Consider the following 26,666-nt stretch of genomic DNA (forward strand, 5'->3'; position numbering starts at 1 on the left):
AACAACCATGGTCACTATGAAACGCATTCTGGGTGCCACCGTGTGTGGGCTGACGCTGCTGGCCAGCGCGGTACACGCCGAACAGCGCGAGCTGCGGGTGTACAACTGGGCGGATTACATCCTGCCGTCGGTGCCCAAGGATTTCGCCGCGAAGACCGGCATCAAAGTGACCTGGGACACCTTCGACACCAACGAATCGCTGGAGGCCAAGTTGCTCACCGGCAACTCCGGCTACGACCTGGTGGTGCCGTCGAACCAGTTCATCGACACTCAGATCAAGGCCGGGGTATTCCAGAAACTCGACAAGTCAAAACTGCCGAACTGGAGTCATCAGGATCCGGCGCTGCTCAAACTGCTCGACGCCAATGACCCTGGCAACCAGTACGGCGTGCCCTACATGTACGGCACGGTACTGATCGGTTTCAACCCGGCCAAAGTCAAGGCAGCGCTCGGCGACAACGCGCCGGTGGACAGCTGGGATCTGGTGTTCAAGCCGGAGAACATGGAGAAGCTCAAATCCTGCGGCGTGGCGATGCTCGACTCGCCGTCGGAAATTCTGCCGCTGGCCCTGCATTACCTCGGCCTCGACCCGAACAGCCAGAACCCGGCCGACTATGAAAAGGCCAAGGATCTGATGCTGAAGATTCGCCCGTACGTGACCTACTTCAACTCGGCCAAGTACATGACCGACATCGCCAATGGCGACATCTGTGTGGCCATCGGTTACTCCGGCAGCTTCTATCAGTTCGGCAACCGTGCGAAAGAGGCGGGCAACGGTGTGGTGGTTGACTGGCGCTTGCCGAAGGAGGGCGCGCCGATCTGGTTCGATACTTTCGCGATTCCGAAGAGCGCGAAGAATGTCGAAGAGGCGCATGAATTCCTCAACACCTTGCTCGATCCGAAAGTCATTGCGCCGATCAGCGACTTCCTCGGCTACCCGAACGTGAACAACGACTCGATGCCGCTGGTGAACAAGGACATCACCGGCAACCCGAACCTGACGCCAACGCCTGAGGCCCTGAAAACCCTTTATGTAGTCCAGCCACTACCGCAAAAACTCGAACGGGTACGCACGCGGGTGTGGACCAGCATCAAGTCCGACAAGTAGCCGCACACCCTCTCGAGGAGTGAGCCTGCTCGCAAAGGCGCCGGACCAGGCAACATGGATGCTGAATGTGCCGGCCCCTTCGTGAGCAAGCCCACTCCCACCCTTTGATCTCGGCCAGCTCCGGATCCTCCATCCACTGACTATCACCTGTGGGAGCGGGCTTGCTCGCGAAGGCGTCGGGTCAGCCGACACCTTTATTGAATGTCGCACCGCATTGTGAGCAGGCTCACTCCTACAGGTTTTGTGACGCGTTTTTACTCATCACCAGACTCAACACCACCGACCCCAGAATAACCCCGCCCACCACCGCCAGTGACCATTCCACCGGCATGTGAAACCAAGGCATCAGCGTCATCTTGCCGCCGATGAACACCAGCACAATCGCCAGTCCATACTTGAGCAAATGAAAGCGGTCGGCCATGTCGGCCAGCAGGAAATACAGCGCGCGCAGACCCATGATCGCGAAGATGTTCGAGGTGAACACGATGAACGGATCGGTGGTGACGGCGAAGATCGCCGGGATGCTGTCGACCGCAAACATCAGGTCGCTGGCCTCGATCAGCACCAGCACCAGGAACATCGGCGTGGCCCAGCGCACGCCGTTCTGCAGCACGAAAAAGCGCTCGCCGTGAAAGCCCTGGGTGATCCGCATGTGCCCGCGCACCCAGCGCAGCAGCGGGTTTTTGTCGAGGTCCGGTTGCTGCTCGGCGAACATCAGCATCTTGATCCCGGTGATGATCAGGAACCCCCCGAAGGCATACAACAGCCACTCGAACTGCGACACCAGCCACACACCGGCGAAGATCATCGCCGCGCGCATCACGATCGCCCCGAGTACGCCGTACAGCAGCACCCGGCGCTGCAATTCCGGTGGCACGGCGAAGTAGCTGAAGATCATCACGAAGACGAACATGTTGTCGATCGACAGCGATTGCTCGATCAGATAACCGGTGAGGAATTCCAGCGTCTTGCGCTGGGCGATCTCGGCGCCGAACTCGCCGTGCAAATACCACCAGAGCAACCCGGCGAAGGCCATGGCCAGTGCGCACCAGGCGATCACCCAACAGGACGCTTCCCGCACTGAAACGCGGTGCGCCTTACGTCCGCCGAAGACGAACAAATCCAGTGCAAGCATGGCGAGGACGAAGACGATAAACGCGCCCCACATCCACGGTTCGCCGATATTGATGTTGTCAGTGGGCATGGCAATCTCCCTGTCTTTTATGTCGTTGGAGGCAGACCGGGACATGCTAGCGAGGAGTGAATGCCAAGGAAAAATCGTATATTCCTGAGGTAAAGTTCGATAAAAACGAAGTGTCTGGCTTTTTTTGCGGCAGGCGTCTTTGCAATGGCAAGCGGCATTGATGCGTTTATACGAGAGAAATTTCAGTGCGAGTTGATTTGGAAGGCAGAGCTGCCAAACACTGCGGGCGGACACATACCCGTTTGGCATCAATATGTCATTGCGACTGACTTTCTTATTGCGCAGGTTTGTCAAGAGGACCCGATGCCAGCAGTTCTAATCTGCCTTGTACTTTGTGCGGCTTTCCATCGGGCTCTATTTGAAAATCAAAGTCTGCGTATATTGATTTGTTTTTGTCGTCTCGCTTAAGTTTGATTTCGCCGTTGTCACTCGAAATGATCCCTCCAGAAGCAATGACGCTGGCACGCACAGGGCTTTCGTCACCTTTCTTAATTGGATATGTGCCACTTTCGAGCTTCTGATCAATGATGATAGTAATCTGGTAAAAAACGTCTGCTTCGTGATATCGACCGATGATGCTGACTGATCCGGGAACCAAGGATGCATAAATAAACAGCTCCGGCCTGAAACTCGGAATGGGCGGAAAATCAGGATTGAATTCGGCCTTGTAGTATTTGCCAACGGGTTGTTCTTCTACTTCTATGAGTAATGGCTTCAAGTCTTCATCGACGCCATGTTGTTTAAGCAGAATGGCATTGCTCATGGTTGCGTTCCTTCAGTGCTGAACGGTTTCAGGGATTTTCCAAATGGAAAGTCTATCGAGCGAGAACGTTACTCGCCGTCCTGTTCGATCGCTACTGTCAGAACTGTCAGTTGCCAGTTAGGGGGGAGTGTGTTGGCAGGGTTGTATTGATGCAGAGATAAGTGACAGGGCAATGCAATCGAAAGCGGATTGAGGCCCTATCGAGCCTCAATCCAACCCTGCTTTTTACTTGCCGGCAGTCAACGCCGGAGTACGCGGCGGCACCTGACGCTTCGAGCCAGTCGCCTCGAATGCCGAGGCCAGACGCAACAGATTCGAGTCATCGTAAGCACGACCGGCGAAGGTCAGGCCGACCGGCATGCCGATGTCGGCCATGATGCCCATCGGCACGGTGACGGTCGGAACGCCGAGGTGACGGATCGCCAGGTTGCCGTTGGCGACCCAGACGCCATTGCTCCAGGCGATGTCCGCCGATTCCGGATTGATATCGGCATCTGCCGGACCAACGTCTGCGTTGGTCGGGAACAGCACCGCGTCGAGTTTCAGTGTGTCCATCCAGTCTTCGAGGTCGAGCTTGCGGGTCTTTTCCAGACCGCGCAGGCCATCGGGCAGGGTCGGGATCTGGTCCCACGGGGTGATGCCGCGTTGGGCCATGCGCACGTATTCGTCCATGCCGGCGGCCAGGTCGCCCTCACGGTTGGGCAGGGTGCCCGGGTCGTGCGGGAAGATCTTCGGTCCGTCGACATCGGCCAGGCGATTGAGCTTCGGATCGCCGTTGGCGCGCAGGAAATCGTCGAAGGCCCAGGCCGACAGATCCCACAGTTCGTGGTGCAGGAATTCCTTGGAAACGATGCCGCGATTGAACACGGTCGGCGCGCCGGGGCGGTCGCCTTCGCAGTTGGAAACCAGCGGAAAATCCACTTCGATGACTTCGGCGCCGGCCGCTTCCAGAGCGGTGCGGGCCTGGTTCCACAGGTCGATCACCGAAGCGCGGGTGTTGATCCGCTGCCCGGTCGGGCCGCCGATACCCGGTGCTTCACTGGTGCCGGCTTCAGGGTCGGCGTTGATGTACATCTTCGGTACACCGAGGCGTTTACCGGCCAGTGCATTGGGTTTCACTGCCAGTTCGGCGTAGGACGCCGGGCGTACCGAGGCAACGCTCGGGATCGGCACCCACGGCTGCAGGCGCCACAGATCGCCACGGGTGTCGGGGTCTTCGGCGACCACCACATCGAGCACTTCAAGCAGATCGGCCATGGTGCGGGCGTACGGCACCACCACGTCCATCGTCGGCGTCAGCGGCCAGTTGCCGCGCACCGAAATCACCCCGCGTGACGGCGTGTAGGCGCACAAACCGTTGTTCGACGCCGGGCCGCGACCGCTCGACCAGGTTTCTTCCGCCAGGCCGAACGCTGAAAAACTCGCGGCAGTGGCGGTGCCGGCACCGTTGGACGAGCCGGAAGCAAACGGCGCGGTCAGGAAGGCCGCGTTGTACGGGCTTTCGGCCCGGCCATAGACGCCACGCTGCATGCCGCCATTGGCCATCGGCGGCATGTTGGTCTTGCCCAGGCAAATGGCTCCGGCGGCACGCAGGCGTTCGATGGTGAAGGCGTCGCGATGCGCCACCAGATCGGCGAAGGCCGGGCTGCCGGAAGCCGCGGTCAGACCCTTGACCAGATAGCTGTCCTTGGCGGTGTAAGGGATGCCGTCGAGCGGGCCGAGGGTTTCGCCCTTGGCGCGGCGTGCATCGGACGCCTGGGCCTCTGCCAGTGCTTCGGGATTGCGTACGACCACGGCGTTCAGTGCAGTGGCCGTGTTCGGGCCGTCATAGGCGTCGATCCGGGCCAGATAGGCCTGCACCAGTTCAACCGCGGTGGTCTGGCCGGCGTCGAGCGCCGCGCGTAATTGAGCAATGGAGACTTCAGTGACTTCGATCATGCTGTTACCGCCGACAGGTTCGCTAAAGGGGTGGGTCATTATGGTTATCGTCGAAACGTGTGAAGAATTACCGATGAGCGAAACTCTACCCTGAACTTTGCCGAATGGCATGTGCTAATTCGATAAATATCGACAAAACTCAGCGAAAAAATTCCCCCGGTGTCTCGCCAAACTGTTGGCGGAAGGCTGCGATGAACGCCGAGGTCGAGTCATAACCGCAGGCCAGAGCCACGTCGGTGACGCGTTCGCCACGTTCCAGCGGGGTCAGTGCGCCGAGCAATCGCAAGCGCTGACGCCAGGCACGGAAGGTCAGGCCGGTGTCGCGTAAAAACAGGCGGCTGAGGGTTTTTTCGGTGACGCCGAATTTGTCGCTCCAATGGTGCAGTGTGGTCTGCTGTTCCGGATGTTGCTCAAGGCTTTGATAGATTTGCCGCAGACGGCTGTCCTGCGGCAGTGGCAGCATCAGGTCGATCTGCGGCGCCTCGGCCAGTTGATCGAGGATCACCTGGGCCAGGCGGCCGTGCGCGCCGGTCTCGTCGTATTCCACCGGGACCAGACTGAACTCGCGGATCAGCTCGCGCAGCAGGTCACTGACGCCCAACACATGACAACGTTCAAGCGCCCAGCCGGCCACGCTGCAATCGATGTACAGGCTGCGCATTTCCGTGTGCGGCGAGCTGAACACTCGGTGCGGCACGCCCGCCGGAATCCACACCGCGCGCTCCGGTGGCGCGACGAAACGCCCGGCGCTGGTCTGCACTTCGAGCACGCCCTGAATCGCGTACGACAATTGCACCCACGGGTGGCTGTGACGCCGGGTCAGTGCGCGATTGGGCAGCGATTCGGTGCGCCCGTACAGCGCACGGGGCAGGCTGGGCAACCCGGGAATGCTGCGCCGGAAGCTTTTCTCATGTCCTTTAGGCGGCATCTGTTGGCTCTTCGGCGTTAGTCGGTAATTCCTGCTCACGTTAGAGTCGCAGTCACGTACTGGCAACCCCCGGATGAACAGACCCATGACTCGCCCAAGATTCCTGCCCGACAACTTCACCCTGACCCTGATCGGCGTCGTGCTGCTGGCCAGTTTTCTGCCGGCCAGCGGGCAGGTCGCGGTGGGGTTCGGCTGGCTGACCAATATCGCCATTGCGCTGCTGTTTTTCCTGCATGGCGCCAAGCTCTCGCGTGAGTCGATCATCGCCGGTGCCGGCCACTGGCGCCTGCACCTGTTGGTGTTCGGTCTGACCTTTGTGCTGTTCCCGCTGCTCGGGCTGGCGTTGAAACCGCTGCTGTCACCGCTGATCGGCGACAAGCTGTACATGGGCATGCTGTATCTCTGCGCGTTGCCCGCCACCGTGCAGTCGGCAATTGCCTTCACCTCGCTGGCCCGAGGCAATATCCCGGCGGCGATCTGCAGTGCAGCGGCGTCGAGCCTGTTCGGGATCTTCCTCACGCCATTGCTGGTGACGCTGCTGCTGAACGTGCACGGCGATGGTGGCTCGACCCTGGATGCGATCCTGAAAATCAGCGTGCAACTGCTGCTGCCGTTTATTGCCGGGCAGATCGCTCGGCGCTGGATCGGCGCGTGGGTGGGACGCAACAAGAACTGGCTGAAGTTTGTCGATCAGGGTTCGATTCTGCTGGTGGTGTACGGCGCGTTCAGCGAGGCGGTCAACGAAGGTATCTGGCATCAGATTCCGGTAGTCGATCTGCTGGGGCTGGTGGTGGTCTGCTGCATTCTGCTGGCGCTGGTGCTGTTGGCGTCGACCTTGCTGGGCAAGGCGTTCGGTTTCAGCCAGGAAGACCGCATCACCATTTTGTTCTGCGGTTCGAAGAAGAGCCTGGCCACCGGCGTGCCGATGGCGCAGGTGTTGTTTGCCGGCAGCACGATTGGTGTGTTGATTCTGCCGCTGATGCTGTTCCATCAGATTCAATTGATGGTCTGCGCGGTGTTGGCGCAGCGCTATGCCAAACGGCCGGAATCGGTGCCGGAGCTGATGGCGCAGGTTGATCCATAATGCAGTGATGCCCGGCGGTCAGCCATCGCGAGCAGGCTCGCTCCCACAGTTGACCGCGCAGGGCATTACAGCGCAAGAATCCTTCAGTCCTGAGTCACGTGTTTCGGGCCGGCCAGTGCCCAGGCAATCAGGCCAAACAACGGCACGAACACGATGGCGATAATCCACACGCCTTTGTTGCTGCCTTTGCCTGCGCTCTTGCGCACGCGGTTGATCGCCCACAATTCGATGATCACAAGAACGACGGCGAGTACGATCCAGACGGGTTCAATTTGCATGGGCTACCTCCTGATGGTCTTTCAGTTAGGTGAGTCCAAACGCGCAGGGTTCATTTAAATTGCGCCGCTGCCTCCCGAATACTTCACCGCAGCGGCTGCCCGCGACGGCACATTGAGTGTGCGCAACAGCGACGACACGTGGATGCGCACGGTGAACGGCGAGATATCCAGTTCCCGGGCGATCTCCTTGTTGGTCTTGCCTTGGGCGATCAGCCGCAACACATCCTGCTGACGCGGGGTGAGGGCGGTGCCGGTCTCCAGCGGCAGCAGCCCGGAAGGCGCGAACCTGACCAGCACTTCGCCTTCGCGGATCGCCAGAATGGCCTCGCCGATCTCATCCGGGGCGATGTTCTTGCCGATGAAACCGTCGATGCCGGCCGCCATCACTTCGCCGATCAATGCCTCGTCGTCGACCATCGACACCACAATCAGCGTGGTGCGCGGCAGTTTTCGGCGCAGTTCGGCGAGTTGGCTGATGCAGGTCAGGCCGGGGAAGCGCAGGTCGAGAATCAGTGTGTCCGGCTCGCTGCCGTCGGGCAGCAAGGCCAGCACGGCGTCGAGGTCGCCGGCCTCCTCGATAGTCGCCTCGGGCAACAGGCGCTGCACGGTGCGCCGCATGGCTTCGCGAAACAACGGGTGATCGTCGGCTATGATGATGCGGCATGTCATGACGTGACCCTCCCTGGATCAGCGTGGTTTACGGCATGCACCTTAGCACCGCGTACGCAGATTGCCTGCCGGCCGCTGCTGAATCTGACGACTGTCGCACAAGGACGTTGCCCATGAAGTTCGAGAAAAACACCGAGCTGGATCAGGCCAATCTGCGGATCATCATCGCCAGCATTGCCATGGTTTACATCTGCGTGCTCGGTGTATTGCCGGGTCAGCGCTTCGATGTCTATCTGCCGGTGGTGGTCTACATCACGCTGTTTCTGCTGGCGTCGATTGTCCTGCGCCAGGCCATCGCGCGCTGGCCGGGGCATTACCCGGCGCGACGAATATTCGCGATGATCCATGATTACACCGGCACCTGTTTCGGCCTGGTGCTCGGCGGTGAAGCGGCGTTGCCGCTGTACGCGGTGATCATCTGGGTCAACCTGGGCAACGGCATGCGCTATGGCTCGCGCTATCTGGCGATTGCCACGGGGTTGGCGCTGCTGGCGTTGCTGGCGGTCTATCGGTTGACGCCGGTGTGGCAGGCGCAGCCGTACATGGTGCTGATGTTGATGCTCACCAGCACCGTGATTCCGTTCTACGCGCACTTGCTGCTGGAGCGCACGCGCAAGGCCTCCGAAGAGGCGGTCGCGGCCAATCTGGAGAAATCCCGGTTTCTCGCTCAGGCCAGCCATGATCTGCGCCAGCCGATTCATTCCATCGGGCTGTTCACGGCGTGCCTGCGTGAATCGCGGCTGGGCGAGCAGGAGCGGCAACTGGTCGACAACATTGACCGGTCGCTGCTCAACGTCTCGCAGTTGTTCCGTTCGATTCTTGACCTCTACACCCTCGACAACGGGCGCATTCTGCCGAGGCTGCAGGTGTTCAATCTCGGCGAGTGGCTGGCCGACCTGATCCGCCAGAACGCCGAGGCGGCACGCTGGGCCGGTGTGGAATTGCGCCTGCGTCCGTGCCAGCACTGGGTGCAGAGCGATCCAGCGTTGCTCGCGACCATGGTGCAGAACGTGCTTTCCAATTGCTTCAAATACGGCGCGCAACGCCCGGTACTGATCGGCGTGCGCAAGCGTGGCAACGGGCTGGCCATCGTGATTTATGACCGCGGCAACGGCATTGCCGAGGAGCATCTGTCGAAAGTGTTTGAGGAGTTTTATCGGGTGCGTCAGGTGCGTGACAAGGACGTAGAAGGCGTCGGCCTCGGACTGTCGATCGTCAAGCGTCTGGGGCAGTTGATCGGCGTCGATGTGGCCTTGCGCTCGCAGCTTGGGCGCGGCACGGCGGTCTCCCTCTATGGCTTGCCGGTGGCCGTGGCGCCGCAGTTGCCGGTCATGCGTGACGATGTGCGGCAGGCCGGCCTGTTGACCGGGCTGAAGGTGTGTCTGGTGGAGGATGACCGCAACGTCTTGCTGGCGACCTCGGCGCTGCTCGAGCGCTGGGGCTGCGTGGTGCAGGGCGAATTGAGCGGGCAGGGGCTGGTCACCGATTGCGACATCATCGTCGCCGATTACGATCTGGGTCCACATTCCACGGGCATCGAGTGCATTGACGAGGTGCGGCGCCAGCGGGGTTTTGCGGTGCCGGCGATGATCATCACCGGGCATGACATCGAGAAAATACAGGCGGCCTTGCACGACCGCCAAATTGCCATCCTGTCCAAACCGGTACGCCCGGCCGAGCTGCGCGCGACCTTGCGCAGCCTGCGCGACCGGCAAACCGAGCCGGCCGAGCAGGTTTGACTCAACGCTTGCAGAGGTAGTCCTGAGTGATGGTGGTTTGCAGGCAGTTGAACTGGCCCATGGTGCGGCAGATGTTCTTCTCGGAACCGGTCACCTCGGCGTTCTTGTAACCCCAGGTCTTGCAGCGCTCCATCGCCACAGTCAGGCCTTGCGCGGCGTTGGTCTGGCCGCTTTCGAACTGACCCAATTCGTAGGAGACCTGGACCACGCCGTCGTTCTTGCTGCCACCGGTGGCTTCCCATTGTTTGGGCGTGGCGCAGCCTGTCAGAGCGAGGGCGGTGAGAGTGAGAGTTGCGATCAGGATTTTCATGATGGAACGTAGTCCTTTACCGGGGATGAAGGTTTACTGGAACGGAATCGGCGAGGCGCCTTTGGGCAGGCACGACAGCGGCGGGGTCATGATGCCCATGCTCGCCACCGCGATAATCGCGCCGCTGGGCAACTCGCAGTTGTACTCGCCGGCGGGGGTGTACGCGGTGTAGTAGGTGAGGGTGCTGTCGCTGCGGATGTTGTCGATTTTCGACACCGGCTTGCCGATGACCGTCTGGGCGCGTTCTTTCATGCTGGCTTCGGTAGGTTTGGCGGTCTGGCAGCCGCTGGCACCAAGCAGCAGGGCGCTGACGATCGCCACTTTGAGAAGGTTGGAATGCAGTTTCATGGTGTTTCTTCCTTGGTGTTGTTCTGATTTCCAGGCACGACGATCCCGCGCACTGCACAGCGGCAATGTTGGGGAGCATCGGGGGTTGCGAGGGAATATAACGCCGGTGGGCGGGGCGGTCGATTAGCACAAATGTGCTAGTGCGGCGGAGGGAGAGGCGACCCAACGGGTCGCCCCGCGCCGATTACTGAGGAGAGTTGAACTGGTCGGAATAGCTGCCGGTCATCAGCGCCGAAGCGACGCGATCAGAACCGACGCCGACGCGTGAGTAGGCATAGCGATTGGCGCCGACCTTGTCGGTGCCGTCGGAAGCCAGTGCGCCTGCGCCGACGTGATCGGAGCCATCGGACGCCACTGCGCCAGCGCCGACATGATCAGAACCATCGGACGCCACTGCGCCTGCTCCGACATGATCAGAACCGTCCGAGGCGACTGCTCCAGCGCCGACATGATCGGAACCGTCCGAGGCGACTGCACCAGCCCCGACATGATCGGAACCGTCCGAGGCGACTGCGCCAGCGCCGACATGATCCGAACCGTCCGAGGCGACTGCGCCAGCGCCGACATGATCCGAACCATCCGAGGCGACTGCACCAGCGCCGACGTGATCGGAACCATCCGAGGCGACTGCACCAGCCCCGACGTGGTCGGAACCATCGGACGCCACTGCGCCAGCGCCGACATGATCCGAACCATCAGAGGCCACCGCCTGCGGCTGCGCAGCCCAAACCGTTGGCAACATCACGGTCGCCGCGACCGCAAGGATGGCGCCTGACAAAAGCGTGTGTTTCATGATTTTCTCCACGACCCATCAGCCACACAGCATTCGTTGGCCCGGGGTTGACCAAGTTGGCAATTGGCACGGGCGCGCTCGATGGGCGCACGGGTGTCGACGTTTTTGCATGAAACCGCGTTAGCGAACTGAAAAGTATAGATCGGCAAAATGCAGGTGCAGGAGTGACGGCATGCAAGCGATAGTCGGTTAACTTCCTTGCGCAGGGGCGCTTGAAGGAAATCAGTCTAAAAACACCGCCCGGGACGCGATGGCTTTTGCTAGCCTCAAAGGTGTAGGCGAAGACGCAGACTGATGCGCAAGCGGATAGCAAGGGGACGTGGGGCGCGTTCCGAAGGGTACACGGTTAGAAAGATCTCCGCGCTGAGATCCAGCCCTTATGCCGTGTGAGGCAGCAAAGCACCGCTCTTTTTCCATGGTTGCTTTTGTACTGTGAGAGGCCCGATAAACCTTGTAAGCCAGAGACCAGCACTGGCCGCCTACTCGAACACCAAAGCCCGCATTGCTGCGGGCTTTGTCGTTGTTACGGCATCAGATTTTGGTCAGCGCGTACGCCAGATCGGCGCGCAGGTCTTCGAGATCTTCGACCCCCACCGACAAGCGCACCAGACCATCGCCGATGCCCAGTTTCGCACGGGTTTCAGCGGGAATGGTCGCGTGGGTCATGATCGCCGGATGCTCGATCAGGCTTTCAACGCCGCCCAGGCTTTCGGCCAGGGCAAAAATCTTCACGTTTTCCAGAAAGCGCCGTGCGCCCTCCAGATCACTGTTCAGATCCACCGAGATCATCCCGCCAAAACCATGCATCTGCCGCTTGGCCAACTCATGTTGCGGGTGCGACGGCAGGCCCGGGTAGTAGACACGTTTGACCTGCGGTTGCTGCTCCAGCCACTTGGCCAGCTCTAGCGCGTTGCTGCAATGACGCTCCATGCGCAGCGCCAGGGTCTTCACCCCGCGCAGGGTCAGGAACGCATCGAACGGCCCGGAAATCGCGCCGACCGCGTTTTGCAGGAAGCCGAGTTTGTCCGCGAGCTCGGCATTCTGCCCAACCACCGCGATACCACCGATCACGTCGGAGTGACCGTTCAGGTACTTGGTGGTCGAGTGCAGCACGATGTCGAAACCCAGCTCCAGCGGGCGCTGAATGTACGGGCTGGCGAAGGTGTTGTCGGCAACGCTGATGATCCCGCGTGCGCGGCAGATGCGCGCAATCGCGGCCAGATCCGACAGGCTCAGCAGCGGGTTGGTCGGCGACTCGACAATCACCAGGCGGGTGTCGTCCTGCAGCGCCGCTTCGAACGCCGCCAGGTCAGTCAGATCGACATAGCTGAAACGATGCCCGGCACTGCGCTGACGGACCTTGTCGAACAGGCGGAACGTGCCGCCGTACAGGTCATTGCCGGAGATGACGTGCGAACCGGCATCGATCAGTTCGAGCACGGTGGAAATCGTCGCCAGCCCGGAAGCGAAAGCAAAGGCGCGGGTGCCACCTTCCAGATCCGCCACGCAACGCTCCAGCGCAAAACGCGTCGGGTTGTGCGAGCGCCCGTAGTCGAAGCCCTTGTGCACGCCGGGGCTGTCTTGCAGGTAAGTCGAGTTGGCGTAGATCGGCGGCATCAGCGCGCCGGTGGTCGGGTCAGGCGTTTGCCCGGCATGGATCACCCGGGTCGCGAAGCCTTGGGATTTATCGTCGTGCTGACTCATGCGAGGGATCTCCGTAATTGGTTGAGCATGTCGGTGCGGGTAATCAGGCCGTGGAAGCCCGAAGCATCGGCGATGATCGCGACGAGGCCGCGACTGAGCACCGCTTCCAGCTCGGCGAGGTTGGCACCGGGGGCGAGGGTTTGCAGTTTGTCGGTCATCACGCTGGACACCGATTGACTGAAGCGCGCAGCGTCTTCGTGCACGGGCAGCAGGATGTCCGACTCGTCGATCACCCCGACCAGTTGTTTGCCTTCAACCAGCACCGGCAGCTGCGAGACATCCGCCAGGCGCATGCGCTGAAACGCGGTCAGCAGGGTGTCGTCGGGGCCGACGCTGATCACGCGGCCATCTTCGAAGCGCCGGGCGATCAGATCGCGCAGGTCGCCATAGCGCTTGCGCTGCAACAGGCCCTGATCGGTCATCCACTGGTCGTTGTAAACCTTGGACAGATAGCGCGTGCCGGTGTCGCAGACGAAGCTGACCACGCGTTTCGGCTCGGTCTGTTCGCGGCAATAACGCAGCGCGGCGGCGAGCAAGGTGCCGGTCGACGAGCCACCGAGAATGCCTTCGGCGCGCAGCAACTGGCGGGCGTGGTCGAAGCTTTCTTCATCGCTGATCGAGTAGGCGTGACGCACGCTGCTGAGGTCGGTGATCGACGGAATGAAGTCTTCGCCGATGCCTTCCACCGCCCACGAACCGGGCGTCGGCATCGTGCCGTCGCGGCTGTACTGAGCCATCACCGAACCGACCGGGTCGGCGAGGACCATTTGCAGATCCGGTTGTACCCGTTTGAAGAAGCGGCTCAGCCCGGTCAGGGTGCCGGCGGAACCGACGCCGACCACGATCGCGTCCAGATCATGTTCGGTCTGCGCCCAGATCTCCGGCGCGGTGCTGCACTCGTGTGCCAGCGGGTTGGCGGGGTTGTTGAACTGGTCGGCGAAGAACGCGCCGGGAATGTCTTTTGCCAGGCGTGCGGCCACGTCCTGGTAATACTCGGGGTGGCCCTTGCCGACGTCCGAGCGAGTGATGTGCACTTCGGCGCCCATGGCTTTCAAGTGCAGGACTTTCTCGGTGGACATCTTGTCCGGGACTACCAGCACCACGCGGTAGCCTTTGGCCCGGCCGACCAGCGCCAGACCCAGACCGGTGTTGCCGGCGGTGGCCTCGACGATGGTGCCACCCGGTTGCAGGCGCCCGTCGCGTTCAGCGGCATCGATCATCGCCAGACCGACGCGGTCCTTGATCGAGCCGCCGGGGTTTTGTGATTCCAGTTTGAGAAACAGTGTGCAGAGGCCGGTATCGAAGCGGGTAACCTGTACCAGCGGCGTATTGCCGATCAGCCCAAGTACGGCAGGGCGTGAATCCTTTGACATTTCTTCACCTCTTGTAGTGGTGTTGATCGCGTTCCATTCGCGGGGAAAAGCTCGCGTGCAACATAGGCGCAGACATGATCTGTCGCAACCTTTAACCCGCCGCTGCGCCAGCCATTTCGATCTAACCATAGAACAGAATCGCAGCCTGCAAGCGCCCGGTTTCAGAGGGTTTACATCAAGGCGCCATCGAGTATTGAAAGGGCGTCGTGAGCTTCGCCTGCAGCTTGATCTGCGGATGAATATCCTGCAGGGCAAACCGTGTTTTCAGCGGAAAAACAGCTCACATCTGATCATGAGAGAAACTCGTGATCATCAAGATTAAAATGAGTTTGTCTCACTAGTGCTTGATCTCGACAATGTTCGCCATCAACAAGACATTGGAGTTGTTTGTCATGGCACTGGCCCATTCCCTCGGATTTCCGCGCATCGGTCGCGACCGCGAACTGAAAAAAGCGCAAGAGGCGTTCTGGAAAGGAGAACTGAACGAGGCCGGCCTGCGTGAAGTGGGTCGTGAACTGCGCAAGGCCCACTGGGACTTGCAGAGGAACGCCGGCATCGAGCTGCTGCCGGTGGGTGATTTCGCCTGGTACGACCAGGTGCTGACCCACTCGCTGATGTTCGGCGTGATTCCCGAGCGTTTCCGACCGCACGACGGCAAAGCCACGCTGCAGACCCTGTTCGGCATGGCCCGTGGCGTCAGCGACAGTTGCTGCGGCGGTGCGCATGCGCAGGAAATGACCAAGTGGTTCGACACCAACTACCACTATCTGGTCCCGGAATTCAGCGTCGATCAACAGTTCCAGCTCGGTTGGGAACAGTTGTTCGAAGAAGTCGAAGAGGCCCGCGCACTGGGCCATAACGTCAAACCGGTGATCATTGGCCCACTGACTTATCTATGGCTGGGCAAGGCCAAAGGTGCCGAGTTCGACAAGCTGGAATTGCTTGATCGCCTGCTGCCGCTGTACGGACAGATCTTTGCGCGCCTCGCCGCCCTTGGTGTGGAATGGGTGCAGATAGACGAGCCGATTCTGGTGCTCGACTTGCCCCAGGAGTGGAAAAACGCTTTCGAGCGAGCCTATAACCAGATCCAGCGTGATCCGCTGAAGAAACTGCTCGCCACTTACTTCGGTGGTCTGGAAGAGAACCTCGGTCTGGCCGCCAATCTGCCGGTCGATGGCCTGCACATCGATCTGGTGCGTGCTGCGGAACAGTATCCGACCATCCTTGATCGCCTGCCGGCCTACAAGGTGCTGTCGCTGGGTGTGGTCAACGGCCGCAACGTCTGGCGCTGCGACCTGGAACATGCGTTGGCAACTTTGCAGCACGCACATGAGCGCCTGGGTGATCGCCTGTGGGTCGCGCCATCGTGCTCGTTGCTGCACAGCCCAGTGGATCTGAACCGCGAAGACCAGCTCGATGCCGAGCTGAAAAGCTGGCTGGCGTTCGCCGTGCAGAAGTGCGAGGAAGTCGCCGTGCTGGCGCAGGCGGTCAGCGAGCCGGAAGCGCCGAAAGTGCTGCGCGCCTTGGCCCAAAGTCGCTCGGTACAGACCAGCCGCGCCGCCTCGCCTCGTATTCACAAACCGGCAGTGCAGGCCCGTGTGGCGGCCATTACTGCACAGGATAGCCAGCGCCAATCGCCATTTACCCAGCGCATCGCCCAACAGCGCGCCGGTCTCGATCTGCCGCTGTTTCCGACCACCACTATCGGATCGTTTCCGCAAACTGCGTCGATCCGCCTGGCGCGTCAGTCGTTCAAGCAGGGCAAACTGAGCGAAGCCGAATACACCGAAGCGATGTACAGCGAAATCCGCCACGCCGTGCAAATCCAGGAACAGTTGGGCCTCGACGTACTGGTGCACGGTGAAGCCGAGCGCAACGACATGGTCGAGTACTTCGCCGAGCAGTTGGATGGCTACGTGTTCACCCGTTTCGGCTGGGTGCAGAGCTACGGTTCGCGCTGCGTGAAACCGGCGGTGATCTTCGGTGACTTGAGCCGCCCGCAAGCCATGACCGTGGAGTGGATTCGCTACGCCCAGGGCCTGACCGACAAGGTTATGAAAGGCATGCTGACCGGCCCGGTGACCATGCTGATGTGGTCGTTCCCCCGCGAAGACGTGTCCCGTGAAGTGCAGGCGCGGCAACTGGCGCTGGCGCTCCGTGACGAAGTGGTGGATCTGGAAGCCGCCGGGATCAGGATCGTGCAGATCGACGAAGCCGCATTCCGCGAAGGTCTGCCGCTGCGCCGCGCGCAATGGCAGCACTATCTGGACTGGGCCACCGAAGCGTTCCGCCTGTGTGCCTCCGGTGTACGCGACGAAACGCAGATCCATACGCACATGTGCTACAGCGAGTTCAATGATGTGATCGAGTCCATCGCCGCCATGGACGCCGACGTGATCACCATCGAAACCTCGCGTTCGGACATGGAACTGCTCAATGCCTTTGAAGCATTCGATTACCCGAACGAGATCGGGCCGGGCGTCTACGACATTCACTCGCCTCGCGTTCCCGATGCTTCGGAGATGGCCAATTTGCTGCGCAAGGCGGCGCAGCGGATTCCGGCGGAGCGGTTGTGGGTCAACCCGGATTGCGGTCTGAAAACCCGTGGCTGGCCGGAGACTGAAGCGGCGCTGGTGCACATGGTTGCCGCCGCCCGCCAGTTGCGCAAAGAACTGGCGTAAAGCGCTAACTCCGTCTCTGTGGGAGCGGGCTTGCTCGCGAAAGCGGAGTGTCAGCTAAATAATTTTCGACTGACACTCCGCCTTCGCGAGCAAGCCCGCTCCCACACGGGAGTGTGCAGGGTGTCAGTGACGGCTCATCAAGCCGTGCAACACACCCAGGCGCAGCCCCGGTTCCGACGGCGCCATCTGCGAAATGCCGAATACCTTGAACGCCGCCAGCATCAGCACCAGCCCTCCCGGGAGGATGCTCTGGCGATGCGGCTGCAAACCTGCCAGCTTCAATTGCTGAACGTTTTTCACTTTCAGCAGCAATAGCGACAGGCGCAACAACCCACCATAGGTGATGCCATCCTGACCGAAGTCATTCAAGCGATTAGCCTTGAGCACCTTCGCCAGCATCCGCGCCGTGCCCGACGAGCCAATGGTTTGCTGCCAGCCCTGCGCGCGATAGCGACGGGCGACTTTTTCGAATTGCAGGATCGCCACGCGCTCGGCTTCCTGCAGCGCACCGGGCGCGATGCGCCCGTCAGGGAAATAGCGTGCGCCCAGTGTGCCGCTGCCAATGGCGATGCTTTCGGTGAGCAACGGTTGCGACCCCTGGCCGAGAATCAGCTCGGTGGAACCACCGCCAATGTCTACCACCAGCCGCATGTCCTCCGCCCCCGGTAGGGAGTGGGCGACGCCGGCATACACCAGTTGCGCCTCTTCATGGCCGGAAATGACGTCGATGCGAAACCCGAGATGGCGTTCGGCACTGTGCAGAAACAACTGCGCATTGTCGGCCTCGCGCACCGCGCTGGTCGCCACTGCCCGCACCTTGCCGGCCTCGAAGCCGCGCAGTTTCTTGCCGAACCGCGCCAGCGCCTGCCAGCCACGATCCAGCGCCATTTCATCCAGAGCACCGCCGTCAAAGCCCTCGGCCAGCCGCACCGGTTCACGCAGGGTTTTGACTTCCTGAATCATGAAGCCTTTTCGACTGCGAACCGACTGGCCGATCATCAGGCGAAACGCATTCGAGCCCAGGTCGATGGCGGCAAACAGCGAGGCGTCTTCTTTCATGGGAATCCCTGCAAATCATCCGTCGAAGGCTCAAGACGGTTTGCGAGGATTCTGCGGTGCGCTTGATGACATCCTGATGACGGGGCAGGGGCGGTTCAGTGAATTGTTGGCTGTCATGACACTGTCATTATCCGGCGTCTATCCTGACCCCAATACATCGCGTGTTCTTAAAGTTTTTGCTGCCTCTTTGGGCAGCTTTTTTTTGCCCGCGATTTGGCAAGCCGTGCGCAAGGTTTGCAATCGTGGGCGTCCCTTGGCTAGTATACGATCCATATACACTTCGTATCGGATTCGGATATGGGCATCGTAAAAATTTCAGAAGACATGCACGAGAACCTGCGCATCTCCAGCACCGCGCTCAGCCGCTCGATCAACGCGCAGGCCGAGCACTGGATGCGCATCGGCATGCTCGCCGAGCTGCACCCCAACCTCGACCACAGCGCCATTTGCCGCTTGCTGATCCGCGCCGAACAGAACGGCGGGCTGGATCTGCATCAACTGACTCAGGAAGCCGTCAGCGCATGAGAAATCAGATCAAGATCAACACCCCTGCGGAAATCGCGAAGTCGCGCGCGGCGGGCAAACTCGCCGCCGAAGTGCTGGCGATGCTGGTGCCCCATGTGAAGGCCGGGGTGACCACCGATGAGCTGGATCGGTTGTGCAACGATTACATCGTCAACGTGCAGAAAGCGATTCCGGCCAACGTCGGTTATCACGGTTTCCCGAAAACCGTCTGCGCCTCGGTCAACGATGTGGTGTGCCACGGCATCCCCTCGGGCACGCCGCTGAAGGATGGCGACATCGTCAACCTCGACATCGCGGTAATCAAGGGTAGCTGGTTCGGCGACACCAGCCGCATGTACGTGGTCGGCGAGGCGACGCCTGAAGCACAACACCTGATCAAGACCACCTACGACGCGATGTGCGCGGGCATCCGCATGGTGCGTCCGGGCGCGACACTGGGCGACATCGGTCATGCGATCCAGAGCCTGGCGGAGAGCGAAGGTTTCAGCGTGGTGCGCGAGTATTGCGGGCATGGCATTGGCAAGGTGTATCACGATGAACCGCAGATCCTGCATTACGGTTTTCCCAATCAGGGCATGAAGCTCAAGGCGGGGATGATCTTCACCGTCGAGCCGATGCTCAATGCCGGCAAGCGTCATGTGAAGAACATGCCGGACGGCTGGACGGTGCTGACCAAGGATGGCTCGCTGTCGGCGCAGTGGGAGCATATGGTCGCGGTGACCGAAACCGGTTTCGAAATTCTCACGGCGTGGCCGGATCAGATTGAAGGATTTGCACCGATTAGCTGAGCGCCACAAAAAAACTGTGGGAGCGGGCTTGCTCGCGAAGGCGGTGTGTCATTCAACATAAACAGTGACTGACACACCGCCTTCGCGAGCAAGCCCGCTCCCACAAGGGGATTTGCGGGGTTACCGAGATCCTCAGTGGGCGCCGGCGGCTTTGTTGAGGTCGCTTTCAGCCCATTCGGTGTAGACGCAGGCATCCGCCGTGGCCCAGCGCACTCGCACCGGATCGCCAGCCTTGAGCGGCATGCCCGCCGCCGACAGCGCTTTAACCGTCATCGAAGTCCCGCCCGACGTCACCACGCTGCACGTCTGGCTTTCGCCAAGAAACAGCACCTCCACGACCTTGGCCGACACCTCATTCCAACCCGCTGCCAGCGGCTCCTCGCTCGCCTGCTGCACGCTCAGCGCCACAGCTTTTTCCGGCCGCACCATCAGCAGCACATCCTGCTCGGTGTGCAAGCCGGCAGTCAGTCGAATCGACAACGACTGCCCCTCGAAACTCGCCGCCGCGTTGCCCTGGGCCTTGAGCTTGAGGAAGTTCGAGTTGCCGAGGAACGACGCGACAAACGCATTCGGCGGATTCTGATACAGGTCATAACCGCTGCCCAAACCAACAATCTTGCCGTGACTGAAAATCGCGATGCGCTGCGACAGGCGCATGGCTTCTTCCTGATCGTGGGTGACGTAGACGATGGTGATGCCTAGGCGCCGATGCAATTGGCGCAGTTCATCCTGCAGGTCTTCACGCAGTTTTTTGTCCAGCGCACCGAGCGGTTCGTCCATCAGCAGAATGCGTGGCTCGTAGACCAGCGCCCGGGCGATGGCGACGCGTTGCTGCTGGCCGCCAGAGAGTTGCGAAGGGCGGCGATGGGCGAATTGTTCGAGCTGCACCAGTTTCAACATCGCATCGACACGCTTGTCACGTTCGGTGGCGGCGAGTTTGCGGATCGCCAGCGGGAAGGCGATGTTGTCGCGCACCGACAGATGCGGGAACAGCGAATAGCGCTGGAACACCATGCCGATGTCGCGCTTGTGCGGCGGCACGTTGACCAGCGACTGACCGTTGACCAGGATCTCGCCGCTGCTCGGGGTTTCGAACCCGGCGAGCATCGACAGCGTGGTGCTTTTGCCCGAGCCGCTGGAACCGAGGAAGGTCAGGAACTCGCCGTCCTTGATGTCCAGCGAGATGTTGTCGACGGCGGCAAAGTCGCCGTAGTGCTTGTTCAGATTGCGTAGGCTGACCAGGGGTTTGTCGTTCTGCTGGGATGCGTCTTTGATCACGGCACTCATGTCGTACTCCTGGGCGCTCAGGCGCTGATTTCGTTGCGCCGGCGCAGCGCGGCGGCGATCACCATGACCAATACCGACAGGCCGATCAGCAGCGTCGAAGCGACGGCGATCACCGGGGTCAGGTCCTGGCGCAAAGTGGTCCACATTTTTACGGGAAGGGTTTGCAGGGTCGGGCTGGCCATCATCACGCTGAGCACCACTTCGTCCCACGAAACCAGAAAGGCGAAAAGGGCGCCGGCGACCATGCCCGGACGGATCGCCGGGAACGTCACCTTGAACACCGCTTGCAGGCGTGAGGCGCCGCAGATCACCGCCGCGTCTTCAATCGACTGATCGAACAGCTTCAGCGAGTTGATGATCGAGATGATGGTGAACGGCAGCGCGACGATCACATGGCTGACCACGAAGGCAAACATGGTCCCGGTGTAACCGAGCTTGAGAAATAGCGCGTACACCGCCACCGCGATGATCACCAGCGGCACGATCATCGGCAGGGTGAACAGGCCGTAGAGCATTTCCCGACCGGGGAAGCGCCCGCGCACCAGAGCAAACGCGGTTGGCAGACCGAGGGCCACGGCGCAAATCGTGGTCAGCACGGCAACCTTGAGGCTGGCCGCCGCAGCGTTCATCCAGTCGGCGTTGGAGAAGAACTGGCCGTACCATTTCAGCGTCCAGCCCGGCGGTGGGAACACCAGCCACTGCGACGAGCCGAACGACAGCAGGACGATGAACACGATCGGCAACAGCAGGAACAAACCGATCAGTCCGGTGGTTGCATACAAGCCGAAACGCATCCGGCGGCTCATGGCATTGGGAGTCAGGAGCATCTCGGCTTACCTCGCGTTGCTGGCGCCAACCGGGGATTCCGGCTGAAGCTTCAGGTAGAAGTAGAACAGCACCAGCGTGATCGCGATCAGCAACGCGGCGCCGGCACTGGCCAGGCCCCAGTTGAGGAACGATTGCACCTGCTGAATGATGAACTCCGGCAGCATCATGTTCTGCGCCCCGCCGAGCAGCGCCGGGGTGACGTAGTAACCGAGCGACATCACGAACACCATCAACCCGCCGGATGCCAGACCCGGCCGGCACAGCGGCAGGAACACCCGGAAGAAGTTGGTCCACGGGCTGGCGCCGCAGATCGAACCGGCCTGCAGGATCATCGGGTCGATGGCCTGCATGGTCGCCTGCAACGGCAGGACGATGAACGGGATCATGATGTAGCTCATGCCGATCACCACACCGGTCAGGTTGTGCACCATTTCCAGCGGCTGATCGATGATCCCCAGCGCCATCAGCGCCTTGTTGATCACGCCCGAGGCTTGCAGCAACACCAGCCACGAATAGGTGCGGGCGAGCAGGCTGGTCCACATCGACAGCAGCACGATGTTGAGAATCCAGCGGCCCCAGCCGCGCGGTACCAGGGTGATCGCCCAGGCCAGCGGAAAACCCAGCAACAGGCTGAAAATCGTCACCAGTCCGGCCACCGAAAAGGTGTTGAGTAGCACCCGTGCATACGCCGAGTTGGCGAACAGTTGTTCATAGTTGCCAAGGCCCGGGGTCGGTTCCAATACGCCGCGCAACAGCAGGCCAATCAACGGCGCGAGAAAGAACAGGCCGAGGAACAGCAGTGCCGGAACCAGGTTGCCGGCACCTTTCCAGCGTTGTCTGAAGGTGGGGGTCGAGCCGGCAGCGCCGGTGGCGCTCCCGGTCACCGTTGCAGGACGAGGCGCAGCAGCCGCCATTTTCATTTGACCAGCCATTCGTTCCACCGTGTCGCGATGGCTTGACCGTTCTTGGCCCAGTACGCGAAATCAAGAGTGATCTGATCCTTGGCATAGGCCGTCGGCAGGTTCGGGGCCAGCACCGAGTCCAGGCGCGCCACACTGTCGACGTTGACCGGGGCGTAGGCGGTCAGGTTGGAGAAGTCGGCCTGGCCTTTGGCACTGCTGGCGTTGGCCAGAAACTTCATCGCCGCGTCCTTGTTTTTCGAACCCTTTGGAATCACCAGAATGTCGGCCATGACCAGGTTCTGTTTCCAGCTCACACCCACCGGCGCGCCGTCTTCCTGCAGAGCGTGAATGCGGCCGTTCCAGAACTGACCCATGCTCGCTTCGCCGGAGGCCAGCAGTTGCTGCGACTGCGCGCCGCCGCCCCACCAGACGATGTCTTTCTTGATGGTGTCGAGTTTTTTGAAGGCGCGATCAAGGTCCAGCGGGTAGAGCTTGTCGGCCGGCACGCCGTCGGCCAGCAGCGCCAGTTCGAGCACGCCGGGGCTTGGCCATTTGTACAGGGCGCGTTTGCCGGGGTAGGTCTTGGTGTCGAACAGCGCGGTCCAGTCTTGCGGCTTGGCCGCGCCGAGCTTGCCCTCGTTGTAGCCGAGGACGAAGGAGAAGAAGAACGAGCCGACACCGTAATCGCTGACGAAACGCGGGTCGATCTTGTCGCGCTGGATGACTTTGAAATCGAGGGGTTCGAGCAGGCCTTCAGCGGCGGCGCGCAGGGCGAAATCGGCTTCGACATCGACCACGTCCCATTGCACGTTGCCGCTCTCGACCATGGCCTTGAGTTTGCCGTAGTCGGTCGGGCCGTCCTGCACCACGGTGATGCCACTGGCCTTGCTGAACGGATCGGCCCAGGCCTGTTTCTGCGCATCCTGGGTGCTACCGCCCCAACTGACGAAGTTCACGCTTTCGGCGGCCATTGCAGCCTGGCCGGTCACGCTCAGCAGTCCCGCAAAAAAGATTGCGGTTGCAGCTTTGTTCAACACCATTTTTACGCCCTCATTGTTGTGTTTTTGAGCGGGCTTGCGTTGTTGCCCGCCTGTCGGGAGCAGTAGCCGGACGGTTTTTCAGGTCGTCCGGTCTATGGAATATCATATTATGGTATTCCAAACTTTGTGCAAGCACTTTGCCTTACCGGTTATCTGTTGATTCTGGTTTTTTGCCTGTGCTCGGCACGAGTCATAGGGCGCACTTTAGAACCAGCCCCTCACCCCAGCCCTCTCCCAAAGGGAGAGGGGAAAGGGAGCCGATTTCCATGCTGTTTAAAACTTGAGTTCGACTCGCAGTTTCAGGTCGATGTATAGCGGTAGAACAACTCGGTCGGCTCCCTCTACCTCCGGGAGAGGGCTGGGGTGAGGGCAGTGTTATTCGGTGAAGGGGATGCTCTCGACCACCTCCAGGTCATACCCGGTCAGCCCCGCATACTTCAGCGGCGGCCCCAGATGCCGCAGCTTGCCCACCCCCAGGTTCTGCAGAATCTGCGCCCCGGTGCCCACCTCCGAATAAATCCGCGATTGCGAGCGACTGAACTGCCTCGGCGGCTGGGTCAGTTGCGGCACGCGCTCGAGAAGCGCCTGCGACGATTCATGATTGGCCAACACCACCACAACGCCATGACCTTCCGCCGCGACCCGTTGCAACGCCGCCCACAACGTCCAGTTGCTCGGCCCGCTGTACTCGGCGCCGACCAGATCACGCAGCGGATCGATCACATGCACGCGTACTAACGTCGGCTCTTCGCGGCGCAGATCGCCCATGACCATCGCCATGTGCACACCGCCCTCAATGCGGTCTTCAAAGGTGATCAGGCGGAACGTGCCATGCACCGTCGGCAGTTCACGCTCGCCGATGCGTTCAATGGTGTGTTCGGTGCTCAGACGGTAGTGGATCAAGTCGGCGATGGTGCCGATCCTGATCCCGTGCTTACGGGCGAACACTTCCAGATCCGGGCGGCGGGCCATGGTGCCGTCATCGTTCATCACCTCGACGATCACCGAGGCCGGGGTGAAACCGGCGAGGCGGGCAAGGTCGCAGCCGGCCTCGGTGTGGCCGGCGCGGGTCAGCACGCCGCCTTCCTTGGCGCGCAGCGGGAAGATGTGCCCGGGTTGCACCAGGTCTTCGGCGCGGGCGTCTTTGGCCACAGCGGCCGCGACCGTGCGGGCGCGGTCAGCTGCAGAAATGCCAGTGGTGACCCCGACCGCCGCTTCGATCGACACGGTGAACGCGGTGCTGAACACGCTGCCGTTGCTCGGCACCATTTGCTCAAGGCCCAGGCGCTGGCAGTGGTCGTCGGTCAGCGTCAGGCAAATCAGCCCGCGCGCCTCACGCGCCATGAAGCTGATCGCCTCCGGTGTGCAGCAGTCGGCGGCCAGCAGCAGGTCGCCCTCGTTTTCTCGATCTTCGTCATCGACCAGCAGGACCATTTTGCCGAGGCGATAATCTTCGAGGATTTCTTCGATGCTGTTGAAGGCCATGCTGGACTCTCAGGGTTTGTTGGAAATATATTGGTATACCATAATACAAAATAAACAAAGAGGTCACTATGAAGGCGTACTGGATTGCCCACGTGGATGTCGACGATGCCGAGCATTACAGCCAATACACCCAGCGCGCACCGGCGGCCTTCGCCGCGTTCGGCGCGAAATTTCTGGCCCGGGGCGGACGCAGCGAAGCGCTGGAGGGCAGAGCTACTCCTCAGCGTAGCGTGGTGATCGAATTCGAGAGCTATGAGAAGGCCGTGGCGTGCTACCACTCGGCGGCGTATCAGGAGGCGAAACGTTATCGCGAGGAATGGGCGAGGGCGGAGATCGTCATCGTAGAAGGCATCGCACCACTTTAAGCAACACCGAATATCCCCTGTGGGAGCGGGCTTGCTCGCGAAGGCGGTCAATCATTCAACATTTCTATCGACTGACACACCGCCTTCGCGAGCAAGCCCGCTCCCACAGGGGCGAAGGTGATCCTCAGCGGATGAAGTGGATCTTGCCGCTGTCATCATTGCCCATGTAGATCCCATACACCCCGGCCTGACGCTCCTCGATGTAACGCTCGAGAATCTGCCGGATCGCCGGGTAATAGATCTGCTCCCACGGAATGTCTTCAGGGGCGAAGAACTTGTAGTCGAGGGTCTCAGGGCCGAACTGCCCGGTGATCTCCAGCGCGATCGCGCGGAAGATGATGTACACCTCGCTGATCTTCGGCACGCTGAAAATCGAATACGGCGAGACGATTTCCGCGCGCACGCCGCTTTCTTCCCAGACTTCACGCAGCGCCGCCTGCTCGGTGGTTTCGCCGCTTTCCATGAAGCCGGCCGGCAGCGTCCAGGTGCCCGGGCGCGGTGGGATCGCCCGTTGGCACAAGAGGTATTTGCCGTCCTGCTCGATGATGCAGCCGGCGATGATCTTCGGATTGACGTAGTGGATATAGCCGCAGCCGCGGCACATCAGGCGCTCGTGCGTATCGCCCGGCGGTACCTGCTGACCAAGGTCAGGGCCACCGCATTTCGGGCAAAAGCTCGGGCTGAACATGTCAGTGACCTATGCGCGGTTCTTTCAGCGCGATCGGCAGAGTGATGTTCGGCGTGGCGCCGGTCTCTTCCTGTTTGCGCTTGAGATAATCGAGGGCCACGGCCGCAGCGGCGCGTACGTGATCGACACAGGCCTGATGCGCCGCCAGCGGATCGCCGCTCTTGATCGCCTCGACCATTTTTTCCATCTCGTGGTTACTGGCGCCGCGACGGTTTTCCTGAGACACCGAGGTCGCCCGCAGGTAGCTGATGCGCGCCTGCAACTGGCGCAATTGAGTGGCCGCAACGTGGTTGCCCGAGCCTTCGAGCAGCACGTCGTAGAAGCCCTGCACCGAGTCGATCACCTGTTGCAGTTCGCCGTCCTTGAGTGCCTTGCGGTTCTCGTCGAGGGCTTTTTCCAGGGCCTTGATGTCCTTGGCCTTGGCGCGCAAGGTGAACAGCTGGACGATCAGGCCTTCGAGCACGCAGCGCAGCTCATAGATGTCGACCGCATCGGCGAGGGTGATGATCGCCACCCGTGGGCCTTTGGCATCGGCGAACTCGACCAGACCTTCGGACTCCAGGTGACGCAGGGCTTCGCGCACCGATGTGCGGCTGACACCGAGGCGATCGCACAGATCGCGCTCCACCAGTCGATCGCCGGGCATGAGCTGGAAATTCATGATCGCGCTACGCAGTTTATCCAGCACGATTTCGCGCAGGGTAACGGGGTTGCGATTGACCTTGAAGCTGTCGTCGAGTGGCTGGCGTTTCATGGGGTCCGCTCTTTACTGTGGCTGT

The 26,666-nt window shown here is 60.9% G+C and carries 26 protein-coding genes; 7 read left to right on the top strand and 19 right to left on the bottom strand.

The features are described from left to right. The first annotated feature begins 7 nt into the window (after positions 1-7). Complete coding sequence (locus J1G18_RS24565) at positions 8-1,108, top strand: polyamine ABC transporter substrate-binding protein (RefSeq protein ID WP_282188311.1); 1,101 nt, start codon at positions 8-10, stop codon at positions 1,106-1,108. A 232-nt stretch (positions 1,109-1,340) separates the two neighbouring features. Here J1G18_RS24565 and J1G18_RS24570 read toward each other — a convergent pair whose 3' ends face one another. The 4 genes from J1G18_RS24570 to J1G18_RS24585 form a co-directional block, all read right to left on the bottom strand. Next, a complete protein-coding gene (locus J1G18_RS24570) occupies positions 1,341-2,312 on the bottom strand; it encodes a TerC family protein (protein WP_223008885.1) in 972 nt (323 codons plus the stop codon). A gap of 274 nt (positions 2,313-2,586) precedes the next feature. Continuing rightward, complete coding sequence (locus J1G18_RS24575; protein ID WP_223008893.1) at positions 2,587-3,075, bottom strand: hypothetical protein; 489 nt, start codon at positions 3,073-3,075, stop codon at positions 2,587-2,589. 225 nt (positions 3,076-3,300) lie between these two features. Next, the gene (locus J1G18_RS24580; protein ID WP_223008947.1) at positions 3,301-5,013 is read right to left on the bottom strand and encodes an amidase; all 1,713 of its coding nucleotides are present in this window, start codon (positions 5,011-5,013) and stop codon (positions 3,301-3,303) included. 139 nt (positions 5,014-5,152) lie between these two features. Continuing rightward, positions 5,153-5,941: an AraC family transcriptional regulator gene (locus tag J1G18_RS24585; protein ID WP_223008895.1), complete on the bottom strand. Its 789-nt coding sequence runs from the start codon at positions 5,939-5,941 to the stop codon at positions 5,153-5,155. 85 nt (positions 5,942-6,026) lie between these two features. On the opposite strand from J1G18_RS24585, the gene J1G18_RS24590 reads away from it, so the two are divergent. Next, the gene (locus J1G18_RS24590; protein WP_064587897.1) at positions 6,027-7,025 is read left to right on the top strand and encodes a bile acid:sodium symporter family protein; all 999 of its coding nucleotides are present in this window, start codon (positions 6,027-6,029) and stop codon (positions 7,023-7,025) included. A gap of 83 nt (positions 7,026-7,108) precedes the next feature. Here J1G18_RS24590 and J1G18_RS24595 read toward each other — a convergent pair whose 3' ends face one another. Further along, positions 7,109-7,303 carry a PLDc N-terminal domain-containing protein gene (locus J1G18_RS24595; RefSeq protein ID WP_007965735.1) on the bottom strand — a complete coding sequence of 65 codons (195 nt, stop codon included), beginning with the start codon at positions 7,301-7,303 and terminating at the stop codon, positions 7,109-7,111. A 54-nt stretch (positions 7,304-7,357) separates the two neighbouring features. Then, positions 7,358-7,972 (bottom strand): LuxR C-terminal-related transcriptional regulator, encoded by a 615-nt coding sequence (locus tag J1G18_RS24600; RefSeq protein WP_223008898.1) that lies wholly within the window; start codon positions 7,970-7,972, stop codon positions 7,358-7,360. A 113-nt stretch (positions 7,973-8,085) separates the two neighbouring features. Between J1G18_RS24600 and J1G18_RS24605 the strand changes: the two genes are divergently transcribed. Then, positions 8,086-9,711, top strand: coding sequence for a hybrid sensor histidine kinase/response regulator (locus tag J1G18_RS24605; protein WP_135295995.1), 1,626 nt, complete (start codon positions 8,086-8,088; stop codon positions 9,709-9,711). 1 nt (position 9,712) lies between these two features. Here J1G18_RS24605 and yecR read toward each other — a convergent pair whose 3' ends face one another. The 5 genes from yecR to J1G18_RS24630 all read right to left on the bottom strand — a co-directional run bounded on the left by yecR (position 9,713) and on the right by J1G18_RS24630 (position 14,239). Continuing rightward, complete coding sequence (gene yecR / locus J1G18_RS24610) at positions 9,713-10,021, bottom strand: YecR family lipoprotein (RefSeq protein ID WP_027613060.1); 309 nt, start codon at positions 10,019-10,021, stop codon at positions 9,713-9,715. 33 nt (positions 10,022-10,054) lie between these two features. After that, a complete protein-coding gene (locus J1G18_RS24615; RefSeq protein ID WP_134786611.1) occupies positions 10,055-10,369 on the bottom strand; it encodes a hypothetical protein in 315 nt (104 codons plus the stop codon). Positions 10,370-10,553: 184 nt separating this feature from the next. After that, on the bottom strand, positions 10,554-11,162 hold the full coding sequence (locus J1G18_RS24620; protein WP_262415666.1) for a phage infection protein: 609 nt from the start codon (positions 11,160-11,162) through the stop codon (positions 10,554-10,556). A 531-nt stretch (positions 11,163-11,693) separates the two neighbouring features. Beyond that, entirely contained in the window at positions 11,694-12,866 is a 1,173-nt protein-coding gene (locus J1G18_RS24625) for a cystathionine gamma-synthase (protein ID WP_041062583.1), read from the bottom strand. Next, the gene (locus J1G18_RS24630) at positions 12,863-14,239 is read right to left on the bottom strand and encodes a pyridoxal-phosphate dependent enzyme (protein ID WP_098964290.1); all 1,377 of its coding nucleotides are present in this window, start codon (positions 14,237-14,239) and stop codon (positions 12,863-12,865) included. The genes J1G18_RS24625 and J1G18_RS24630 overlap by 4 nt, the downstream gene beginning before the upstream one ends. A gap of 392 nt (positions 14,240-14,631) precedes the next feature. On the opposite strand from J1G18_RS24630, the gene metE reads away from it, so the two are divergent. Continuing rightward, positions 14,632-16,920 carry a 5-methyltetrahydropteroyltriglutamate--homocysteine S-methyltransferase gene (gene metE / locus J1G18_RS24635; protein ID WP_223008956.1) on the top strand — a complete coding sequence of 763 codons (2,289 nt, stop codon included), beginning with the start codon at positions 14,632-14,634 and terminating at the stop codon, positions 16,918-16,920. A gap of 123 nt (positions 16,921-17,043) precedes the next feature. On the opposite strand, the gene J1G18_RS24640 is transcribed toward metE, so the two are convergent. Further along, positions 17,044-17,979, bottom strand: a complete 936-nt coding sequence (locus tag J1G18_RS24640; RefSeq protein WP_223008900.1) for a Ppx/GppA family phosphatase — start codon at positions 17,977-17,979, stop codon at positions 17,044-17,046. A 297-nt stretch (positions 17,980-18,276) separates the two neighbouring features. Between J1G18_RS24640 and J1G18_RS24645 the strand changes: the two genes are divergently transcribed. Continuing rightward, positions 18,277-18,504, top strand: a complete 228-nt coding sequence (locus tag J1G18_RS24645) for a ParD-like family protein (protein ID WP_025111624.1) — start codon at positions 18,277-18,279, stop codon at positions 18,502-18,504. Then, complete coding sequence (map, locus tag J1G18_RS24650) at positions 18,501-19,292, top strand: type I methionyl aminopeptidase (protein ID WP_223008902.1); 792 nt, start codon at positions 18,501-18,503, stop codon at positions 19,290-19,292. The genes J1G18_RS24645 and map overlap by 4 nt, the downstream gene beginning before the upstream one ends. Positions 19,293-19,424: 132 nt before the next feature. Here the strand turns inward: map and J1G18_RS24655 are convergent, their stop codons facing one another. The 5 genes from J1G18_RS24655 to ribBA all read right to left on the bottom strand — a co-directional run bounded on the left by J1G18_RS24655 (position 19,425) and on the right by ribBA (position 24,834). After that, the gene (locus J1G18_RS24655) at positions 19,425-20,579 is read right to left on the bottom strand and encodes an ABC transporter ATP-binding protein (protein WP_223008904.1); all 1,155 of its coding nucleotides are present in this window, start codon (positions 20,577-20,579) and stop codon (positions 19,425-19,427) included. 17 nt (positions 20,580-20,596) lie between these two features. Further along, positions 20,597-21,406 carry an ABC transporter permease gene (locus J1G18_RS24660; protein ID WP_025111627.1) on the bottom strand — a complete coding sequence of 270 codons (810 nt, stop codon included), beginning with the start codon at positions 21,404-21,406 and terminating at the stop codon, positions 20,597-20,599. A 6-nt stretch (positions 21,407-21,412) separates the two neighbouring features. After that, positions 21,413-22,327 (bottom strand): ABC transporter permease, encoded by a 915-nt coding sequence (locus J1G18_RS24665; protein ID WP_098964286.1) that lies wholly within the window; start codon positions 22,325-22,327, stop codon positions 21,413-21,415. Beyond that, positions 22,324-23,349, bottom strand: a complete 1,026-nt coding sequence (locus tag J1G18_RS24670) for an ABC transporter substrate-binding protein (protein ID WP_102356547.1) — start codon at positions 23,347-23,349, stop codon at positions 22,324-22,326. Before J1G18_RS24670 ends, J1G18_RS24665 begins: the two co-directional genes overlap by 4 nt. Positions 23,350-23,724: 375 nt before the next feature. Then, positions 23,725-24,834 carry a bifunctional 3,4-dihydroxy-2-butanone-4-phosphate synthase/GTP cyclohydrolase II gene (gene ribBA, locus J1G18_RS24675; RefSeq protein WP_135295988.1) on the bottom strand — a complete coding sequence of 370 codons (1,110 nt, stop codon included), beginning with the start codon at positions 24,832-24,834 and terminating at the stop codon, positions 23,725-23,727. 68 nt (positions 24,835-24,902) lie between these two features. Here ribBA and J1G18_RS24680 point away from each other — a divergent pair, with 68 nt between their 5' ends. Next, a complete protein-coding gene (locus J1G18_RS24680) occupies positions 24,903-25,199 on the top strand; it encodes a DUF1330 domain-containing protein (protein ID WP_027613071.1) in 297 nt (98 codons plus the stop codon). Positions 25,200-25,323: 124 nt separating this feature from the next. On the opposite strand, the gene J1G18_RS24685 is transcribed toward J1G18_RS24680, so the two are convergent. Together J1G18_RS24685 and J1G18_RS24690 are read right to left on the bottom strand one after the other, a co-directional pair. Beyond that, positions 25,324-25,887: an NUDIX hydrolase gene (locus J1G18_RS24685; RefSeq protein ID WP_098964282.1), complete on the bottom strand. Its 564-nt coding sequence runs from the start codon at positions 25,885-25,887 to the stop codon at positions 25,324-25,326. A gap of 1 nt (position 25,888) precedes the next feature. Further along, on the bottom strand, positions 25,889-26,641 hold the full coding sequence (locus J1G18_RS24690; RefSeq protein WP_007968636.1) for a GntR family transcriptional regulator: 753 nt from the start codon (positions 26,639-26,641) through the stop codon (positions 25,889-25,891). Positions 26,642-26,666 lie beyond the last annotated feature (25 nt).

It is taken from the genome of Pseudomonas sp. MIS38, assembly GCF_019891575.1.
Taxonomy (GTDB): Bacteria; Pseudomonadota; Gammaproteobacteria; order Pseudomonadales; family Pseudomonadaceae; genus Aquipseudomonas; species Aquipseudomonas putida_A.